Origin of the sequence: Dactylosporangium vinaceum, assembly GCF_019904175.1 — a bacterium.
Taxonomy (GTDB): Bacteria; Actinomycetota; Actinomycetes; order Mycobacteriales; family Micromonosporaceae; genus Dactylosporangium; species Dactylosporangium vinaceum.
Window position 1 is genome coordinate 5,273,931 of record NZ_CP061913.1, and the last position, 17,168, is coordinate 5,291,098.

Consider the following 17,168-nt stretch of genomic DNA (forward strand, 5'->3'; position numbering starts at 1 on the left):
CGACCCCCTACAGCGCCCGCCGGACCGCCTCCGAGATCAGCGTCACCCCGCCCGGCGCCGCCGCGGCCGGGCCGACCTGCGGCACGTTGTCGTCCGCGCTCGCCCAGTCGCGTACCTTGCCCGCCATGGGCTGCGGCACGTCCACGACGACGTAGCTGCGCATGCTGCCCACCTCGGTCATGCCGCTGTGGCTGATCGGGTAGGGCGCGGTGCCGGCGGAGCCGCTGATCCGGTGCTTGGGGTAGAACCGCTTGGTGTCGCCGTCCTCGGTCCAGTCCATGATCCAGTACTCGTGGCCGTCCGGGGCCGGGGTGCAGACTGTCACGGTGATGACGGGGGTGCGGCCGGTGTGCCCGGGCGACTCCTCGGTCACGGCGTCGATGTGCGCGGCCAGGCGGCCGCAGCCCTTCGCCGGCGCCGCGGGCCGATCCAGCAGGGCCGCCCCGGTCAGCAGCGCCGCGACGAGCACGGCGGCCGTCACCCCGGCCGCCACGAGGCTGTCGGTGCGCCGCCACCACCGTTGCGGGGCCAGCAGTGCGCGGACCTCGCGGTACCACTGCGCGCGGGGGAACGTACCGTCGAGGCAGGCCTCTTCCTGGAAGTCGGCGAGCGAGTCGAAGCGGGCCGGGCCCAGCCGGACCGGGAAGAACCGCTTCCCGGCCCGCTTGCCCAGCGTGATCTCCTGCGGCACCCCGACGCCGTTGATGGCCGTCTCGCTCATGAGGACGACGACCGCACGGCAGGTGCGGATCCGCGCCTCCAGCGTCGGCTGCCACGGCTGGCCCGGCCTGATGTCCTGGTCGTACCAGGTGGTGACGTCGCGCTCGCGCAGCCGGGCGACGAACTCGTTCGCGTACTCCCGGTCGGCCCGCGAGTAGCTGACGAACACGAACGGCGGCTCAGCACTCATTGTTGGAGCCCTGCTTGACCCGCACGTGCGCGACGGCCCCGGCCGGCTGCGCCTTGTCGACCGCGTAGGAGCCGTTGCCCTGCTTGTGCGCGGCGTAGTAGGCGGCGGCCGCCTTGGCCTCCATCACGACGACGAACACGTCGTAGGACTGACCGGTCGTGCTGCCCAGATACACCGAGCCGTGCCAGTCCGCGTCGACGAAGCCGTTCGGGTAGGCGCCGGCGTACACGACGTACCACGTGGTGTCGGGCGGGTCGATGCGGTTGGTGGCGAACAGAATCGTCTGGGCGGTGTCGAGATTGGCCCGGCCGGTCACCCGCATGCACCGGTCGACCACGGCGTCGTTGGCCGGGCTGGTGATCGTGACCGCACCCCGGGCCGGCAGCCCGGTCGGTGCCGCGGGCAGCCCGGTCACGGCCGGTGCGGTCGCGGACGGATCGGTCGGGCCGACCGCCTCGTCGCCGCCGCGGTCGCGCAGCGAGAACAGCGCGACCGCCCCGACCACCAGGATCACCGCCGCGAACACCAGCGCCGGGACCCGCCAGCGCGGCCGGCGCGGCTGCGCCCGGACCGGCTTGGGCGCGGAGCCGACGATGCGGCGCAGCGTGTTGACGAAGTCGTCGTCGGGCATCCGGTCGCCAGCGGCATCGGCGATCGGCAGGTGGCTCAGGATGATGTGCGCCTTGCCGCCCACCGACAGCGGCCGGATCTCGCGCCCGAGCCGGTCGGCCAGGTGCACCTCGTCGCGGACCCGCGGTGCGAGCTCGTCGCCGCGGCGCATGACCACCACCAGCGCCCGGGCCGGCTCCACGCGCTCCTGCACCAGCTCCGGATCGAGCCGCTCGGACTGCTCCTCGTCGATGGTCGCCGACACGCCGGCCTTGGTGAGGTGGCGGTAGAGCCGCTCGGCGTAGCCGCGGTCGGCCGGGTTGTGGCAGATGTGCACATGGCCAAGGCTGGGCCCGGTCACGGTCTCTCCTTCATCAGCAGGGCTTGTCGATGCGCACCAGGCCGGTGACCGTGTCCGCCGTCGTCCCCGGAAGGCTCGTGGCGTGCGCGAAGTCGCCGGACTCGTGCGCGGCCCACCAGCTACGGGCCGCGGCCACGTCGACGATGAGCAGGTAGGCGCTGTAGTGCTGGCCCGGCTGGTCGCCGAAGTACGTCGGGCTCGTGCTCGTCCACCGACCGGGCGCCAGGTTGCCCTCACGCGGCCCCGCGTACTGCACGTAATAGGTGCCGTCCGGCGGATCCGTGCGTTTCTGCGCGATCATCAGCGTCTTGGTGGCGTCGATGTCGGCGCGGCCCGCGAGCGTGCGGCACCGCCCGACCTGACCGCCGTCACCGATATTGGTGAATGCCGCGGTGTTCGCGTGGGCGGGTGGCCCGATGGTGCCCGGCGGCCCGTTGGTGCCCGGCGGCGCATTTGTCGGATGACCGGCTCCGGTCGTTCGGGTGGCTTTGGGTGAGCGGCTGGATGGCGTTTGTGTCTTCGTGGGGGAAGTGGTCGGTGGATTGGAGGAATGGATCGCCGTCGGGGACGGCGGCGGGCCGGAAGGCAGCGGTGAAGCCGACGGTGGTGCGTATTTCGTGATCGGCTGCCGGCTGTCATCGTAAATGGCGACGGCATTCGGGCCGTTCGGGTCATTGGCCCAGACCGCGGAACCGTTGACGAACAATTCCAGGTCGGCCGGGCCGGGTGCGACGGCGATCGAGGACGGCGCGCCGACCGCCGGGCGAGCCCGGATGGTCCAGACGTCCCCGCTGCGGGTGTCACCCAGGTACACCCGGTCGTGCGTCAGGACCGGCGGCCCGAACGAGTCGCCGGCCGCGCCGACCGAACGGGTCACCGATTCCGCGTGGTCGCCCAGGCCCGCCACCGTCACCGACACCCGATCGCCGACCGCTCCGCGCGCGGTGCCGCCGGCCGGACCACCCGTCGCAGGGCCGACGAACGCGGCGAAGTCGCCGCCGGGCGCCACGCCGAACGACGCGGGCCGGCCGCCGGGCAGCCGCACCGCGTACGTACCCGGCGCCGGGCCGCTGATCAGCCGCACGGCGCCGGCCTCGGGGTCCAGGACGGCGAGGGTGTCGCCGGCTCCGGCCAGCAGCGGCGCGTGGCCGGAGGAGAAGGCGTGCTCGACCCGGGTGGCCGGGCCGGCGTCGCCGATGCGCAGGACCGCGCCCGTGGCCGGCTCGGCCAGCCACAGCGCCCCGGCGGCCACCGCCCACCCGCCCGGCCGGCCGCCGGTCTGCGCGACAGGGGTCGCGGCGACCGAGCCGTCGGCGGCGAGCCGATCGACCCGGCCCGTGGCGGCGTGCACGAGCAACGGCCGGGCCCCGGCGACGACGGCCGTCTCGTCGGACTCGAGCGTCAGCGACCGCTGGACCTGGGTGCGCAGGTCCAGCAGCACCGCCCGGCCGGCGCCGCGGTCGGTCAGCACCAGCAGGTCGTCGCCGCGGGACGGCGGCGTGTCCGGGCGGATGGGCAGGCGGACCCGGTCGGTCGACGCGATCATCGGGGCGGCCAGCAATGCGTTGGCCCGGTCGACGAAGCCCGCCGCCGCGCTCGGCAGCCAGGCCGTGGCCGAATCGTCGTCGATGGTTATCCGATTGTGGGCGGCGGCGAATCCCAGTGCCGTGCCGGCGACCGCGAGAACTGCCGCTGCGCCGACCAGACGGGAAGGTGTTCGCCAATTGGTGGATGTGATTCGCCGTTTGCCGGACGTATCGTTCGGCAACGTCATGTGCGCCTCCGGCGTCGAGAGATTCAGCATAACGAGCGGCTCGAATCTGTACTCACCTGAACGGACGACCCAATCCGAGTAATGAACGGTGATGTTTCGTGATCGATCATGCGGACGAGTTGATTTCCGCTGCCGAGTTCGGCCGTCGATATCGGATGCTGGCGATGCGGCTGGAGCGGGAGGTGCTGGGCAAGCAGCGGGAGATCGCGCTCGCGCTCACCTGCCTGCTGGCCGACGGGCACCTGCTGCTGGAGGACCTGCCGGGCCTGGGCAAGACCCGGCTCGCGGCCGGTCTGGCCGCCGCGTTCGGCGGTGACTTCCAGCGCGTCCAGGGCACGCCCGACCTGCTGCCGTCCGACGTCACCGGCTCGGTCGTCTTCGGCCGCGACACCGACGTGGCCCGCCTGCTCGACCCGGCCGCCCGCCGCGAGGACCTGCCGCTGCGCCGCGGGCCGGTGTTCACCAACATCCTGCTGTGCGACGAGCTCAACCGCACCCCGCCCCGCACCCAGTCGGCGCTGCTGGAAGCGATGGAGGAGCGCCAGGTCACGATCTTCTCGCACACGTTCGCGCTGCCCGATCCGTTCCTGGTCATCGCCACGCAGAACCCGGTCGACCTCGACGGGACCTACCGGCTGCCCGAGGCCCAGCTCGACCGGTTCCTCATGCGGTTCGCGCTGGGCCGGCCCGACACCGCCACCCTCGAGCGCATCCTGACCGAGCTCGGCCCCGAGCGCCGCACGGACCGGCGCAGCGCGGCCCGCCCCGTCGCCGACGTCTCACCGCCGGAACTGCTGCAGATGATTCGGTACTGCTACAGCCTCCCCGCCGCCGCACCCGTCCGCGAATACGTCACAGCCCTGATCGAGGCCACGGACCCGGACCGGGACCGCGCCGTCCGGCTCGGCGCGAGCCCACGCGCCGCACTCGCGCTCCTGGCCGCGGCCCGGGCCCGCGCCGCCGCCACCGGCGCCGAGTACGTCGCCGTCGATCACGTCCGAGCCGTGGCCGTCCCGGTCCTGGCCCACCGCATCGTCCTGCGCGACCCACCGCCCGAGCACGTCTCCACGGCCCAGGACGCGTACGTCACCGAACTCCTGCGGCGGGTGGAGACCCCGAAGCGAATCGCGGCATGACCGGCAACGGCGCCGCGGTGCTGCTGGCCGGCCTGGGCGGGGCGGCGGCCTGGTGGGCGGGGTATCCGGCGGGCGCTCCGATCGGCCTGGCCGCGGCGCTCCTCCTGCTGCTCGCGACCGCCTGGCGCATCGGGGTCACCGGCCCGACCCGGCTCACGCTCACGGTCGACCCGGGCGCCGTCCACCGCGGCGACGTGGTGACCGCGCAGCTCGGCGTAGAGTGCACCGCACGGTGGCCGGGCACCGTCCACGCGACGGTCGCCGTGCTCGGCGACCCGCGACCGGCCACGTTCCCGACGGCCGGCCCGCCCGTCCGGCTGACCCGGACCGCCACCCGCCGCGGCCACCTGGAGTCCGCCGTCATACAGCCCCGGCGGATCGGTCCACTGTGGATCGCCGCCCGGCGGGTCACGCCGCCACCACCCGTGCACACCACGGTGCTGCCGCGCCTCTGGCCGTTTGCCGCGGCCGCACCCTCCAGCCCGACCGACGACGACGGCGAGGCGAGCGCGCGCGTCGGCGGCCCGGTCTTCGCCGGACTGCGCGAATACGCCGAAGGCGACGACATCCGCCACATCGACTGGGCCGCCAGCGCCCGCACCCCCATCGGCCCCTGGATCGTCCGCCACCGGGTCCTGGCCCGGGTCGCAGCGATCCGCATAGTCCTCGACCCCACCCGACCCGCCGACCCGGCCCCGATCGCCGGCCCCACCGACGCCGCGGGCGGCCCCGGGGCCGCGGACCGGTTCGAGACGGCCGTCGACATCGCATACTCCATGGCCCACGCCACGGCTCGCGGCACCGGTGCCCCACCCACGGTCGTCACCGTCCTCGACGGCCGCCTCGCCGCGCCCGAGGGTGTCGACGCGATCGGCGCCGTCCTGGCCCGCGTCGTGCCGGCGAGCACTCCCGGCGGCCTCGCGGCGGCGCTGCGCCACGCCGGACGGACCCGGGGTGCCACGACGGTCGTGGTGTCGGCGGCCGATCCCGGCGGCCCCCTCGACGCCGACGTCCTGTTCCGCGTCGGCCGACCCGCCCGCGACGCCCGCCGCCACGGCCGCACCCTCGTCGTCGACGTGCCCGACCTGCCAGCCGCGGCCCGGGCGTGGGCGGCGGTGGTGTCGCGATGACCCCCCGGCGGCTCGACGCCCTGGTGGTCGCCGTGGCCGCGGCCGCGCCGGGGCTCGCGTTCGACCGGGCGTTTCCCCTGGCCGTGCTGGGGCCGGCGGTGGCGGTGGCGGCGCTGCTGCCGGTCCTGAGCGAACGCCGGGCGGTGCGGGTGGCGGTGTTCGGGGCCGGGCTGGCCCTGCTCTTCCCCGTGCTGCGGTCCGGGCTGGTGGGGCTCCTGGCCATTACGCTGCCGGCTCCGGTGCGGGTGGATCTGCTGGCCGTACCACTGCTGCTGACGCTCGCCGGATCGGCCGGCGGCACCGTCCTGGCCGCGCGGCTCCCGGCCTCGGCTCGCCTGGCGGTGCCGGCGCCGACCGCGCCGGCCTGGGTGTACGCCGCGCTGCTCGGACCATTCACCCGCCTGGACGGGGCCCTCGTCGCCGTCGCGACCCTGGTGGCGGCGGCCCAGCTGGTGCGGTCGGCCGGGACCGGTGCCCGGGCCGCGCTCGGCGCGGCGGCGACGCTCGCCGCGGTGGCCGTGGCGGTGCTCCTCGCCGTGCCGGTGGCCCTCGGCGCGGCCGGACCACGGCCGCGCAGCGACCCGCGGGCCGGGCTCGGCACCGTCGGCCTGCCCCCGTCCGCGGTCAACCCGCTCGACTGGGTCGACGCCTGGCTCACCGACCCGGACCGCCTCCTGTTCACCGCGCAGACCAGCCGCCCCGTCGACCGCTGGCGGCTGGCCGTCCTGCCGGGGTACGACGGCCGGCAGTGGACACCCCCGGCCCGGTACACCCGAGCCGGCCTCGGCGTGCCACCCGGCGACCCGGCGACGGCCGAGCCGGTCACGCAGACCGTCACGATCGCGTCCCTGGGCGGCCCGTTCCTGCCCGCGGCCGACCGCCCGGCCCGCATCGCCGCCCCGGTCGCCGCCGTCGACACCACCTCCGGCGTCCTGCTGGCCGACCCCGCCGCCCAGCCGGGCCTGCGGTACACCGTGACGTCGGCGCCGCCCCGCCCGCCCGCCGACCCCGGCTGCGCTCCGGGGTCACCGCAGCCGGTCCCGGCGGAGCTCGAGGCGCCGCTGGACGCCCTGATCGCCGGCGCCTGCCCCGGCTCGTTCGCCGCGTTCGCCGCGACCGTCCAGGCCCGCATCAACGCCGGGCGCACCAACGTGGCCCGCACGCCGGCCCGCGGCACGAGCACCAGTGCGGTGCTGCGTTTCCTGGCCCCGGGCGCCACCGGCACGGTCGTCGAGTTCGCCGCCGTGTTCGCCCTGGCCGCCCGCCGCGCCGGACTGGAGACCCGCCTGGTCGTGGGCTTCACCGGCCCGCCCATGCCGAGCACGGCCACGACGTACGGCGTGCACGGGCGTGACGTGCGGCTCTGGGTCGACGCGCGGGCACCCGGTGGTGCGTGGCTCGCGTATCAGCCGGCGCCGCCGCCCGCCGTCGCCCCCGAGACGGTCACGGCCCCGCCACCGCCCACCGCATCCGAGCCGCCCCCGCCGCCCCCGCCGACGCCGATGGTGGACGGGCCACCGCCGGACGCGATCGGCGCCACTTCGCGGTCCCGGGTCCGCTGGTGGGTGCCGCCCCTGGCCGCGGCCGGCCTGGCCGTCGCCGCCTGGATGGCCTACCGGGCCGGGATCGGGCTGGCCCGCGCGGCCCGCCGGGCCCGCCGCCGGCACTGCGGGAGCCCGCGCCACCGGGGCCTGGCCGCCTGGCACGACGCCCTCGACGCCCTCGCCCGCCGGCCCGCCGCGGACCTCGACCCGGCGCTGCTGCGCACGGCGACCCCCGCCTCGAGCGCCGGCCTGCTGCGGTCGCGGTGCCCGGGCCTGGAGCCGGAGATCGCCCGGCTGACCGCGACCGCCGGCCGGTGCCTGTTCACCGAGCGCGACCCCGGACCGGTCGCCGTCGCCGAGGCCTGGCGGGCCGCCGCCCGGATCCGGCGGGCGCTGCGCAGGAAGCCGTGATCCGCGGGTGCCCGGAAAGTGATGCCGACATTCGACGGGCAGCAATGCGTGAATGGCAGGTGGCATCCGGAATGCGCGGCCGTTCGGACCCCATATATCGGCCGAACGTATGAGTTTGCGTGACGGTGCGAGCGGGTCGGCCGCGGCCCGCGCGGCGATGGCCTGCATCAATGCGTTGAAACGGCATTGGGGTCGCAGCGGGGGAGTGTGACCGCTCGGTTGCGCTTTGAGAAACTACGGTCGGTAATGGCCGGCAGCGTTTTGTAGACATCGAACGGCCGTGATAGCTTTCCCGGGCGCAACGAGGCAGAGTGTGAGTCCTTGCCCTGGCGCGACGGCATATTGTCGGCTCGAACGGGGCGAGCAGGAATGGCTGCTGGACTGCGCCCGCGCTGGCGGGCGAAGGTCTGGGTCTGGGCTCGGCGCTATGTTCCGGCCGAGCTTTTCGGGACCGCCTGCGCATTTCTCGGGACCGCGCTGATATACGGGTTGTACTCCGACCGCGTCCTCGCCGCCATCGCCGGGACCGTCGGGGAAATCGTCGGGTTCTACGGGTTCATCGCCACCGTCGAGTGGCGGCGGGAGCGGGCCCGGGGCTTCGGGCTGCGGCGCACCACGGCCTCGACCGCGCGGCTGCTGCTGGCCGAATTCGGGCTCATCGAGATCCTCGACTCGACGACCCTGCGGCCGCTGTTCATGTACCTCGGGCCGAGCATCACCGGCGGCATGGGCACCGGCACCCTGCTCGGCAAGCTGATGGCCGATGTCGCGTTCTACGGCGTGGCGATCGTCAGCTACGAGCTCATCCGCCGGCGGCGGCGCGCGCCGGTGCCCGCCGGGGCCGACGAGGACACCGTGGACCTCAACGCGCGTGCCGGCAACGAGGTCACGCAGCCCATCGCCCGCCCGGCCGGGGCGGGCGACTCGGAGATCACCCAGCGCATCCCGCGGCCGCGGTCCCACAAGAAGCCGGTCCCGGTCAAGAACCCCGGCAGCCGGCCCGCCGTGGCCCGCTCGAGCGCCGGCCGGAGTGTCAGGTGACCACGCCCCGGCTCATCATGGACCTCGGCCGGATCGGGGCCGCCTACCGGGCCATGCGCGCGGCCATGCCGGACGTGGCCGTGCACTATGCGATGAAGTGCAACCCCCACCCGCGGGTCGTCGGGCACCTCGCCGGGCTGGGCTGCGGCTTCGAGATCGCCTCGGCGGCCGAGCTGGAGCAGCTGCTCGGGATCGGCGTGCCCGCGGACGAGATCCTATACAGCAACCCGGTCAAGCCCGAGGCGCACATCGAGAAGGCCCATGCCGCGGGTGTGCTGCGATACGCGTTCGACTCCGCCGACGAGCTGGCCAAGCTCGAACGGGCCGCGCCGGGGGCATCGGTGTACGTGCGCCTCGCGGTGCCGGACCTGCACAGTGAGGTACCGAGCGAGGGGAAGTTCGGGGTCGATCTCGGGACCGCCGCCCAGCTGCTGCTGGCCGCCCGGGACCGCGGCCTCGACCCGCACGGGGTGACCTTCCACGTCGGGTCGCAGATGCTGCATCCGCGGGCGTGGGTCCAGCCGCTGGACATGGTCGGCGAGCTGATGGACAAGCTGGCCGCCGAGGACGTCCGGCTGTCCCTGGTGGACCTGGGTGGCGGCTTCCCGGTGCGGTACTGCACCGACCCGCCCCCGCTGGAGGAGTACGCGGCGGTCATCAACGCCGGCCTGGCCGCGCTGCGCCACCCCGTCCACGCCGTCGTGGAGCCCGGCCGCGCCCTCGTCGCCGAGGCCGGCACGCTCGTGTCCACCGTCATCGGCGTCGCCGACCGGATGGGCAAGCGCTGGGTGCACCTGGACGTGGGCGCGTTCAACGGCTTCATGGAGAGCCTCGAAACCGGCAACCAGCTGCGCTTCCCGGTCGGCGACGAGCACGGCGGCGCACCACGTCGCCGGATGCAGCTGACCGGCCCGACCTGCGACAGCCAGGACACCATCCTGTTCGACGCCGAGCTCTCGCGGGACCTCGCCACCGGTGACCGGGTGCACTTCGGCAGCGCCGGGGCCTACACCACGGTCTACGCCTCATCCTTCAACGGCTTCGAGCCGCCGATCGTCGACATTCAAGAAGACGGGGAACAACAGTGACACGCAGCCACGCCGCCGTGGAGCCCGCGGCCGAGGTGGACCCCGACCTGGCGGTGCTCGGCTCGCCGCTGTTCCGGGTCGCGCGCACGGTCATCGCCAGCCTGGGCGCCCTCTACGCGATCAGCACCCTCTTTCCGATGGGTGGGCAGCGCCCGGCGCTGCTGGACACCGCGTTCTACCTGGTCGTGCTGATCACCACGGCGCTGCTGGCGCTGGCCCGGCCGATCCTGGTCCGCCGCAACCGCATCGCCTGGGCCTTCGTCGGCGGCGGCGTGGCGTCCTGGGCCGCCGGAGACGTCTACTGGCAGGCTAGCTTCACCGGCGTCGACGCCAACGCCATCCCGGTGCCGTCGCCCGCCGACGTGTTCTACGTCGGCCTGTACCCCCTGGCCTACATCGGCTTCATCCTGCTCGCCCGGGCCACCGTGCGGCGGCTGCCCGCGTCCGTCTGGCTCGACGGCGTCGTCACCTCGCTCGCGGCCGGCGCGATGTTCTCCGCCTTTACGCTCAACGACCTGCTCAACGCCGACGGGAGCAAGCCGTTCGCGGCGACCATCACCAACCTGGCGTACCCGGTCGGTGACCTCATCCTCATGGTCGTCGCGGTCGCCGCCCTGGCCATGGTCCGCTGGCGCAACGACCCGGTCTGGTGGCTGGCCGCCCTCGGCGCCGCCGCGTTCACCGCCGCCGACACCGGCTACCTGTTCGGCCTGTCCGACAACACCTACACCGACGGCAGCTGGCCCGACGGCCTCTGGATGATCGGGCTCACGCTGATGGCGCTGGCCGGCTCGATGTACCGCCGCCGCTCCATCGACGAGGTGCGCGGCTTCGCGGCCCTGCTCGTGCCGATCCTCTTCTCGCTCTGCGCGCTCGTCGTGCTCATCGTCGGCACCTTCGTCCACCTGCACCCGGTCACCATCATCATGGCCAGCGCCTGCCTGCTCGCCGCCGGCATCCGCACCGCGCTCACGTTCGAGCAGACCCGCGAGCTGACCCGGACCCGCCGCGAGGCCGCCACCGACGAGATCAGCGGCCTGGGCAACCGGCGCGTGCTGGACTCCGCGCTGCCGAGCATGCTGGAGGGCCTGCCCGCGGGCGCGACGCTGCCCCTGACGATCGTCAGCATCGATCACCTGCAGGAGATGAACCGGATCCTCGGCTACACGGCCGGTGACATGATCCTCAACACCGTGGGCAACCGCCTCCAGCAGGCGCTGCCACCCGAGGCGGTCGCGGTGCGCCTGGGTGGGGCGGAGATCGCGATCCTCAGAACCGTGTCGGCGGGTACCCCGGACAGCATCGCCCGGGACACCGAGTTTCTGCTCCGGGCGCTGGCCGCACCGGTGCCGGCCGGGCCGGTGCCGGTCCAGCTCGAGCTCAGCGCCGGCGTCGCGCTCGCGCCGATGCACGCCAGCAACTCGGCCGAGCTCATCCGCTGCGCCGCCGACGCGCTGCACGAGGCCAAGTCCAGCCGCTCCGAGGTCGAGATCTACGACCCCGGCCACCGCGGCGACGTCGGCTCCCACCTGCTGCCCGACCTGCTGCGCGCGGTCGAGAACGAGCAGTTCTTCGTCCACTACCAGCCGAAGGTCGACCTCGGCAGCCGCCGCCCGGTCGCGCTCGAGGCGCTGCTGCGCTGGCGGCACCCCACCCAGGGCTGGGTCGAGCCCGAGGTGCTGCAGCGCCTCGCCGTCCAGGTCGGCCTGACCCGCCAGCTGACCCGGATCCTGCTGCGCACCGCCCTGGAGAGCTGCGCGGGCTGGCGCCGGCAGGGCTTCGAGCTCGGCGTTGCGGCCGACGTGTCAGCAGCCGACGTGCTCGACACCCGGCTGCCCTACGACGTCGCGAAGATGGTGAACAAGCTCGGGGTGCCGCCGTCGGCGCTCACCCTGGAGATCGCCGAGGACGTGATGCTCATCGACGCCCGCCGCACCGAGACGGCGCTCGGGCAGTTCCGGCACTTCGGCGTCCGCCTCGCCCTTGACCACTACGGCCGGTCGGCGCCGTCGCTGGCCCGGCTGCGCAGCATGCCCGTCGACGAGCTCAAGCTGGACCCGGCCTTCGCCGCGCCGATGGTGAACAGCCCGCAGGACGCGGTCGTCATCCGCTCCACTGTGGACCTGGCCCGCTCGCTCGGGATCACCGTGATCGCCGAGGGCGTCGACACCCGCGAGATGGTCGACGCGGTGACCCTGTCCGGCTGCGCCGGCGTGCAGGGCATCCTGCCGGGCGAGCCGATGAGCGCCGACGCGCTGCAGCAGTGGTTCGCCGCCCTGCGCCAGCCCGAGGGCCAGGTCCCGGGCCAGCGCCGGCGGGAGCAGACCCACAGCGGGCGCGGCACGCGCTAGAGTGCGGCGATGACGCGACCGGAGTGGGCACCGGAAGACATCGACATCACCGTCGCCAATGCGGCGCGGATGTACGACTACTCGCTCGGCGGGTTCCACAACTTCGCCGTCGACCGCGAGATGGTCGAGAAGGTCATGTCGATGGTGCCGAACGCCCGGCAGATCGGCCTGGCCAACCGGGCGTTCCTCGGCCGGGTGGTGCGGCACCTGGTGGCGAGCGGGGTGCGGCAGTTCCTCGACGTCGGCTCCGGCATCCCGACGCTGGCCAGCGTCCACGAGGTGGCCCAGCAGGTGGACCCGCGGGCCCGGGTCATGTACGTCGACCTCGACCCCGTCGCGGTCGCCCACGGCCAGGCCATCCTGGCCGACAACCCCAACGCCGACGTCATGGTCGGCGACGTGCGCCACCCGGACGACATCGTGCGGCACCCGGCCGTGAGCGGCCTGCTCGACTTCAGTGAGCCGATCGCGGTCATGCTCATCGCGGTGCTGCACTTCGTGCCCGACAGCGACGACCCGGCCGGGATCGTGCGCCGGTTCCGGGAGGCGGTGCGCCCGGGCAGCTACGTCGCGCTCTCGCACGGTTCGCCGCCGCCGCAGCGGGAGGAGGACGCCGACCGGGTCAGCGAGGTGTACCAGCGCACGTCGACCCCGCTGACGCTGCGCAGCGCGGCCGAGATCGCGGGCCTGCTCGACGGTCTGGAGATCGTCGCGCCCGGTGTGGTACCGGTGACGCAGTGGCACCCCGATCTCGCGGAGGGCGATGTCGAGGACCGCCCGGAGGTGCTCGCCGCGGTCGGACGAAAACCGTAAGGACGCTAACGAATACGGGCGGTAACGTCAGGCGTTTCCTCTGGCATTCAGCAACTTCGTTGCCCATAATCGGCAGTGATGACAGCGGAAGTCAGACCTTCGGGTGCGGCGGACTTCACCCGGGCATGGACCCGGGCTGTTACCGATCACACGGTGCTGCGGCTCAGCCGTGACGAGATCTCCACCCTGCTCGCGGGGTTCGTCAGCCGCCTCTCCGCCGCCCTGCACGCCGAGCCCTTCGTCGCCGACGCCGGCCGGGCCATCGGCGCCGACCTCGTCGGCTCCGGGATCGCCACCCCGGAGCTGCTCGGCGCCACGACGACGCTCATCGGCAAATACCTGCTGTCCAAGCCGCACCTCGACGAGCTGCTGGGCGCCTTCGTCGCCGGGTACACCGGCGCGCTCGTCGACCAGACCGTCGCCGCCCAGGAGGCGCTGCGCCGGGCCGAGCTCGCCGACCGCCGCCGCGACGCCGCCGGCGGCCTGCTGCGCAACCACCTGACCCGGCTGCCCAACCGCCGGGCCCTCCTGCAGCGGCTCGGCGCCGTCCTCGACGACCGCGTCGCGCCGGCCCGGCTCGGGCTGTGCCTGATCAACCTCGACCGGTTCCGGACCGTCAACGACAGCCTGGGCTACCGCAGCGGGGACCAGGTCCTGCTGACCGTCGCCCACCGCCTCGAACGCCTCGCCGGCCGCGGCGGGCACTTCCCGGCCCACCTCGGCATCGACACCTTCGTGCTGCTCATCGAGGACACCACCGGGCCCGACGAGGTCACCAAGGCGGCCGAGCAGGCGCTGGCCGCGATCGCCCAGACGTTCCCGATCAACAACGGCTACACGCTCCCGATCGGGGCCAGCATCGGCGTCGTCGAGCGGGCCACCACCGGCGCCGACCCCGCGGCGCTGCTCGGCGCGGCCGAGCAGGCCCTCGCCTGGGCCAAGCGGGAGAGCCGCGGGCACTGGACGGTGTTCGACCCGGATCGGGCGGCCGCCGAGAACGCCCGCCACGCGCTGAGCGCCCAGCTGCCCGACGCGCTGACCCGCGACGAGTTCGTCGTGCACTTCCAGCCCCTCACCGACCTGGCCACCGGGCGGAGCATCGGGGCCGAGGCGCTCGTGCGCTGGCAGCATCCGCAGCTCGGGCTGGTGATGCCCGGCCGGTTCATCGACCTCGCCGAGCACACCGGCCTCATCGTGCCGCTGGGTGAGCTCGTCCTGCGCCGCGCCTGCGCCGAGGCGGCCGGCCGGCCCGGCGACCTGCTCGTCAGCGTCAACGTCGCCGACGCCCAGCTGCGCCGGCCCGGCCTGCCCGCCATGATCCGGGCGATCCTCGACGAGACCGGGCTGCCGGCCGCGCGGCTGCAGCTGGAGGTCACCGAGAATGTGCTGCTCGACCCCGCGGAGCTGGGCACCCTCGACGAGATCGCCCGCATGGGCGTGCGGATCGCGCTCGACGACTTCGGCACCGGCAACTGCCGGCTGGCCGAGATCAGCAACCTGCCCGTGCACAACCTGAAGATCGCGGCCTGCTTCATCGACTTCCTGCGCGCCGGGCCCGCCGCCGCGGGTCCGGACCGCACAGTGCTCACCGCGATGATCAACCTTGGTCACGACCTGGGCCTGACCGTCACCGCCGAGGGCATCGAGACGGCGGTCCAGCGCGAGCAGCTCCTCGCCCTGGGCTGCGACACCGGCCAGGGGTACCACCTCGGGCGCCCCGCCGAGCGCTTCGGTGAATGAGCGGTGTTGGGACTCGGCTTGGCATAGATTCGACCGGTGATCGATCCGTTCGCCGCCGCCGGTCCGCTGCGCGCGCAGTACCTCGGCGTCGACTGGGCGGCCGGGCCCCTCGGGCCGGTGTCCGGCTGGAGCCCGGCACTGCTCGGCGCGGCCGACCTGATCCTGCACAGCCGCAACCCGGCCACGCTGCTGTGGGGGCCGCAGTTCGTGATGCTGTACAACGCCGCGTACGTGCCGATGATCGGCGACAAGCACCCGGCCGCTCTCGGCGCACCGGCCCGGCAGGTGTTCGGCGAGATCTGGGCCGACATCGGGCCGATGCTCGAATCCGTCCGGGCCGGCCGCGGCTCCACCTGGGCCGAGGACATGCGGCTGCTCATGACCCGGCACGGGTACCCGGAGGAAACGTATTTCACGTTCTCCTACTCGCCGGTGCGCGGGCCCGACGGGGTGATCGAGGGTGTGCTGGACATCGCGTCCGAGACCACCGGGCAGGTCGTCGACCGTCGCCGGCTCGCGCTGCTGGCCCGGCTCACCGACGAGATCGCCGACGTGAAGACGGGCGACGAGTTCGTCGAGCGGGCGCTGGCCGCCCTGCGCTCCGACCCGGCCGACCTGCCGGACGTGCGCATCACCGACACCGGCCCGGACCCCGACGACGTGCAGCTGGTCACCGGGCTCAGCCCGCACCTGCGCGACGACGAGGAGTACCGCGGCTTCCGGCGCCTGGTGACCGCCGCGCTGGTGCACGGGCGCGCCCGGCTGGCCGAGCGCCGCCTGGCCGCCACCGAGCGGCAGATGGCCGAGGCGCTGCAGCGCAGCCTGCTCAGCCGGCCCGCGTCGGTCGACCACCTCCAGATCGCCGTGCGCTACCGGCCGGTCGCCGTGGGCGCGCAGGTCGGCGGCGACTGGTACGACGCGTTCCGGCTGCCCGGCGACATCCTGGCGGTGGTCGTCGGGGACGTCACCGGCCACGACCGGGACGCGGCCGCGGCGATGAGCCAGATCCGCAACCTGCTGCGCGGCATCGCCTATGCGCTGCCCCAGGCGCCGGACCGGATCCTGGCCGCCCTCGACGACGCGATGGCCGGCCTGAGCGTCGACACCCTGGCCACCGTGGTGCTGGCCTGCGTCGACCCGTCGACCCACCTGATGACCTGGTCCAATGCCGGGCACATGCCGCCGGTGCTGCTCGACGCCGCCGGCCCCCGGCTGCTGCAGGCCCGCTCCGAGATGCTGCTGGGCAGCCGCCTGCCGGTGCAGCGTTCCAGCCACGAGACCTACCTGGAGCCGGGCGCCACCGTCGTGTTCTACACCGACGGCCTGGTCGAGCGCCGCGACCGGGGCATCGACGCCGGCCTCGACCTGCTGCTGGAAGCGCTGCTCGGCCGTCAGGACCTGACGGCCGAGCAGCTCTGCGATCTGCTGTCCGAGCGCTTCGGCGACAACACCGAGGACGACATCGTCCTGGCCGTCATCCGCCGCGCGGGCTGATCAGGAGATCTTCCGGCGGAACGCGACAATGGCGAAGGCGTAGGCCACGACCAGGATGCCGGCGCACCAGGCGAGCGCGCCCCAGAGGCCGGAGCCGAGCGGCTGGCCGGTGAACAGGGCACGGAGGGCGTCGACGATGAGCGTGACCGGCTGGTGCTCGGCGAAGATGCGCACCGGGGTGGGCATGGTGGCCGTCGGCACGAACGCGGAGCTGATGAACGGCAGGAAGATGAGCGGGTAGGAGAACGCGACGGCGCCGTCGATGGACCTGGCGGTGAGGCCGGGAATGACGGCGAGCCAGGTCAGGGCCAGCGTGAACAGCAGCAGCAGGCCGGCGACCGCGAGCCACGCGGCCGGGCCGGCCGAGGAGCGGAACCCCATGACCAGCGCGACGAGCACGACGGCGACGATCGAGATGGAGTTGGCGACGAGCGACGTCAGCACGTGGGCCCACAGGACCGACGAGCGGGCCACCGGCATCGACTGGAAGCGCTCGAAGATGCCGTTCTGGAGGTCGAGGAAGAGCCGGTAGGCGGTGTAGGAGATGCCGGAGGCGACCGTGACGATCAGGATGCCGGGCAGCAGATAGTCCACATAGGACGGCGTGCCGGAGTTGATGGCGCCGCCGAGCACGTAGACGAACAGCAGCATGAACCCGATCGGCATGACCGCCGTCGTCAGGATGGTGTCGAGGCTGCGCGCGATGTGGCGCAGCGAACGGCGGGTCAGCACGGCCGTGTCGGCCAGGAAGTGGCTGGTCATGGCG

At 73.8% G+C, this 17,168-nt stretch carries 13 protein-coding genes; 9 read left to right on the forward strand and 4 right to left on the reverse strand.

Annotation, left to right across the window (positions count from 1 at the left end; all coding sequences use genetic code 11):
* Positions 1-7: 7 nt before the first annotated feature.
* Genes Dvina_RS23670 through Dvina_RS23680 form a run of 3 tightly spaced genes read right to left on the reverse strand, consistent with a single transcriptional unit; the run spans position 8 to position 3,654 of the window.
* Complete coding sequence (locus Dvina_RS23670; protein ID WP_223104648.1) at positions 8-910, reverse strand: toll/interleukin-1 receptor domain-containing protein; 903 nt, start codon at positions 908-910, stop codon at positions 8-10.
* The gene (locus Dvina_RS23675) at positions 900-1,880 is read right to left on the reverse strand and encodes a toll/interleukin-1 receptor domain-containing protein (RefSeq protein ID WP_223104649.1); all 981 of its coding nucleotides are present in this window, start codon (positions 1,878-1,880) and stop codon (positions 900-902) included. The genes Dvina_RS23670 and Dvina_RS23675 overlap by 11 nt, the downstream gene beginning before the upstream one ends.
* 13 nt (positions 1,881-1,893) lie before the next feature.
* Positions 1,894-3,654 carry a hypothetical protein gene (locus tag Dvina_RS23680; RefSeq protein ID WP_223104650.1) on the reverse strand — a complete coding sequence of 587 codons (1,761 nt, stop codon included), beginning with the start codon at positions 3,652-3,654 and terminating at the stop codon, positions 1,894-1,896.
* A gap of 98 nt (positions 3,655-3,752) precedes the next feature.
* Here Dvina_RS23680 and Dvina_RS23685 point away from each other — a divergent pair, with 98 nt between their 5' ends.
* The 9 genes from Dvina_RS23685 to Dvina_RS23725 all read left to right on the forward strand — a co-directional run bounded on the left by Dvina_RS23685 (position 3,753) and on the right by Dvina_RS23725 (position 16,402).
* Positions 3,753-4,790, forward strand: a complete 1,038-nt coding sequence (locus tag Dvina_RS23685) for an AAA family ATPase (protein ID WP_223104651.1) — start codon at positions 3,753-3,755, stop codon at positions 4,788-4,790.
* The gene (locus tag Dvina_RS23690; RefSeq protein WP_223104652.1) at positions 4,787-5,920 is read left to right on the forward strand and encodes a DUF58 domain-containing protein; all 1,134 of its coding nucleotides are present in this window, start codon (positions 4,787-4,789) and stop codon (positions 5,918-5,920) included. The genes Dvina_RS23685 and Dvina_RS23690 overlap by 4 nt, the downstream gene beginning before the upstream one ends.
* Positions 5,917-7,875 (forward strand): transglutaminase TgpA family protein, encoded by a 1,959-nt coding sequence (locus tag Dvina_RS23695; RefSeq protein ID WP_223104653.1) that lies wholly within the window; start codon positions 5,917-5,919, stop codon positions 7,873-7,875. The genes Dvina_RS23690 and Dvina_RS23695 overlap by 4 nt, the downstream gene beginning before the upstream one ends.
* Positions 7,876-8,244: 369 nt before the next feature.
* Complete coding sequence (locus Dvina_RS23700; protein WP_223104654.1) at positions 8,245-8,916, forward strand: hypothetical protein; 672 nt, start codon at positions 8,245-8,247, stop codon at positions 8,914-8,916.
* Entirely contained in the window at positions 8,913-10,004 is a 1,092-nt protein-coding gene (locus Dvina_RS23705; protein WP_223104655.1) for a type III PLP-dependent enzyme, read from the forward strand. Before Dvina_RS23700 ends, Dvina_RS23705 begins: the two co-directional genes overlap by 4 nt.
* Positions 10,001-12,355, forward strand: coding sequence for a putative bifunctional diguanylate cyclase/phosphodiesterase (locus Dvina_RS23710; RefSeq protein WP_223104656.1), 2,355 nt, complete (start codon positions 10,001-10,003; stop codon positions 12,353-12,355). Before Dvina_RS23705 ends, Dvina_RS23710 begins: the two co-directional genes overlap by 4 nt.
* A 9-nt stretch (positions 12,356-12,364) precedes the next feature.
* On the forward strand, positions 12,365-13,168 hold the full coding sequence (locus tag Dvina_RS23715; RefSeq protein ID WP_223104657.1) for an SAM-dependent methyltransferase: 804 nt from the start codon (positions 12,365-12,367) through the stop codon (positions 13,166-13,168).
* Positions 13,169-13,246: 78 nt separating this feature from the next.
* Positions 13,247-14,908 (forward strand): putative bifunctional diguanylate cyclase/phosphodiesterase, encoded by a 1,662-nt coding sequence (locus tag Dvina_RS23720; RefSeq protein WP_223104658.1) that lies wholly within the window; start codon positions 13,247-13,249, stop codon positions 14,906-14,908.
* A gap of 36 nt (positions 14,909-14,944) precedes the next feature.
* Entirely contained in the window at positions 14,945-16,402 is a 1,458-nt protein-coding gene (locus Dvina_RS23725; protein WP_223104659.1) for a PP2C family protein-serine/threonine phosphatase, read from the forward strand.
* On the opposite strand, the gene Dvina_RS23730 is transcribed toward Dvina_RS23725, so the two are convergent.
* Positions 16,403-17,164, reverse strand: a complete 762-nt coding sequence (locus Dvina_RS23730) for an ABC transporter permease (RefSeq protein ID WP_223104660.1) — start codon at positions 17,162-17,164, stop codon at positions 16,403-16,405.
* Positions 17,165-17,168: the final 4 nt, after the last annotated feature.

Bases quoted from the DNA above. Each gene is read 5' to 3' on its own strand.
- Dvina_RS23670 (WP_223104648.1), bottom strand. From the start codon at position 910: ATGAGTGCTGAGCCGCCGTTCGTGTTCGTCAGCTACTCGCGGGCCGAC.
- Dvina_RS23680 (WP_223104650.1), bottom strand. From the start codon at position 3,654: ATGACGTTGCCGAACGATACGTCCGGCAAACGGCGAATCACATCCACC.
- Dvina_RS23690 (WP_223104652.1), top strand. From the start codon at position 4,787: ATGACCGGCAACGGCGCCGCGGTGCTGCTGGCCGGCCTGGGCGGGGCG.
- Dvina_RS23695 (WP_223104653.1), top strand. From the start codon at position 5,917: ATGACCCCCCGGCGGCTCGACGCCCTGGTGGTCGCCGTGGCCGCGGCC.
- Dvina_RS23700 (WP_223104654.1), top strand. From the start codon at position 8,245: ATGGCTGCTGGACTGCGCCCGCGCTGGCGGGCGAAGGTCTGGGTCTGG.
- Dvina_RS23715 (WP_223104657.1), top strand. From the start codon at position 12,365: ATGACGCGACCGGAGTGGGCACCGGAAGACATCGACATCACCGTCGCC.
- Dvina_RS23720 (WP_223104658.1), top strand. From the start codon at position 13,247: ATGACAGCGGAAGTCAGACCTTCGGGTGCGGCGGACTTCACCCGGGCA.
- Dvina_RS23730 (WP_223104660.1), bottom strand. From the start codon at position 17,164: ATGACCAGCCACTTCCTGGCCGACACGGCCGTGCTGACCCGCCGTTCG.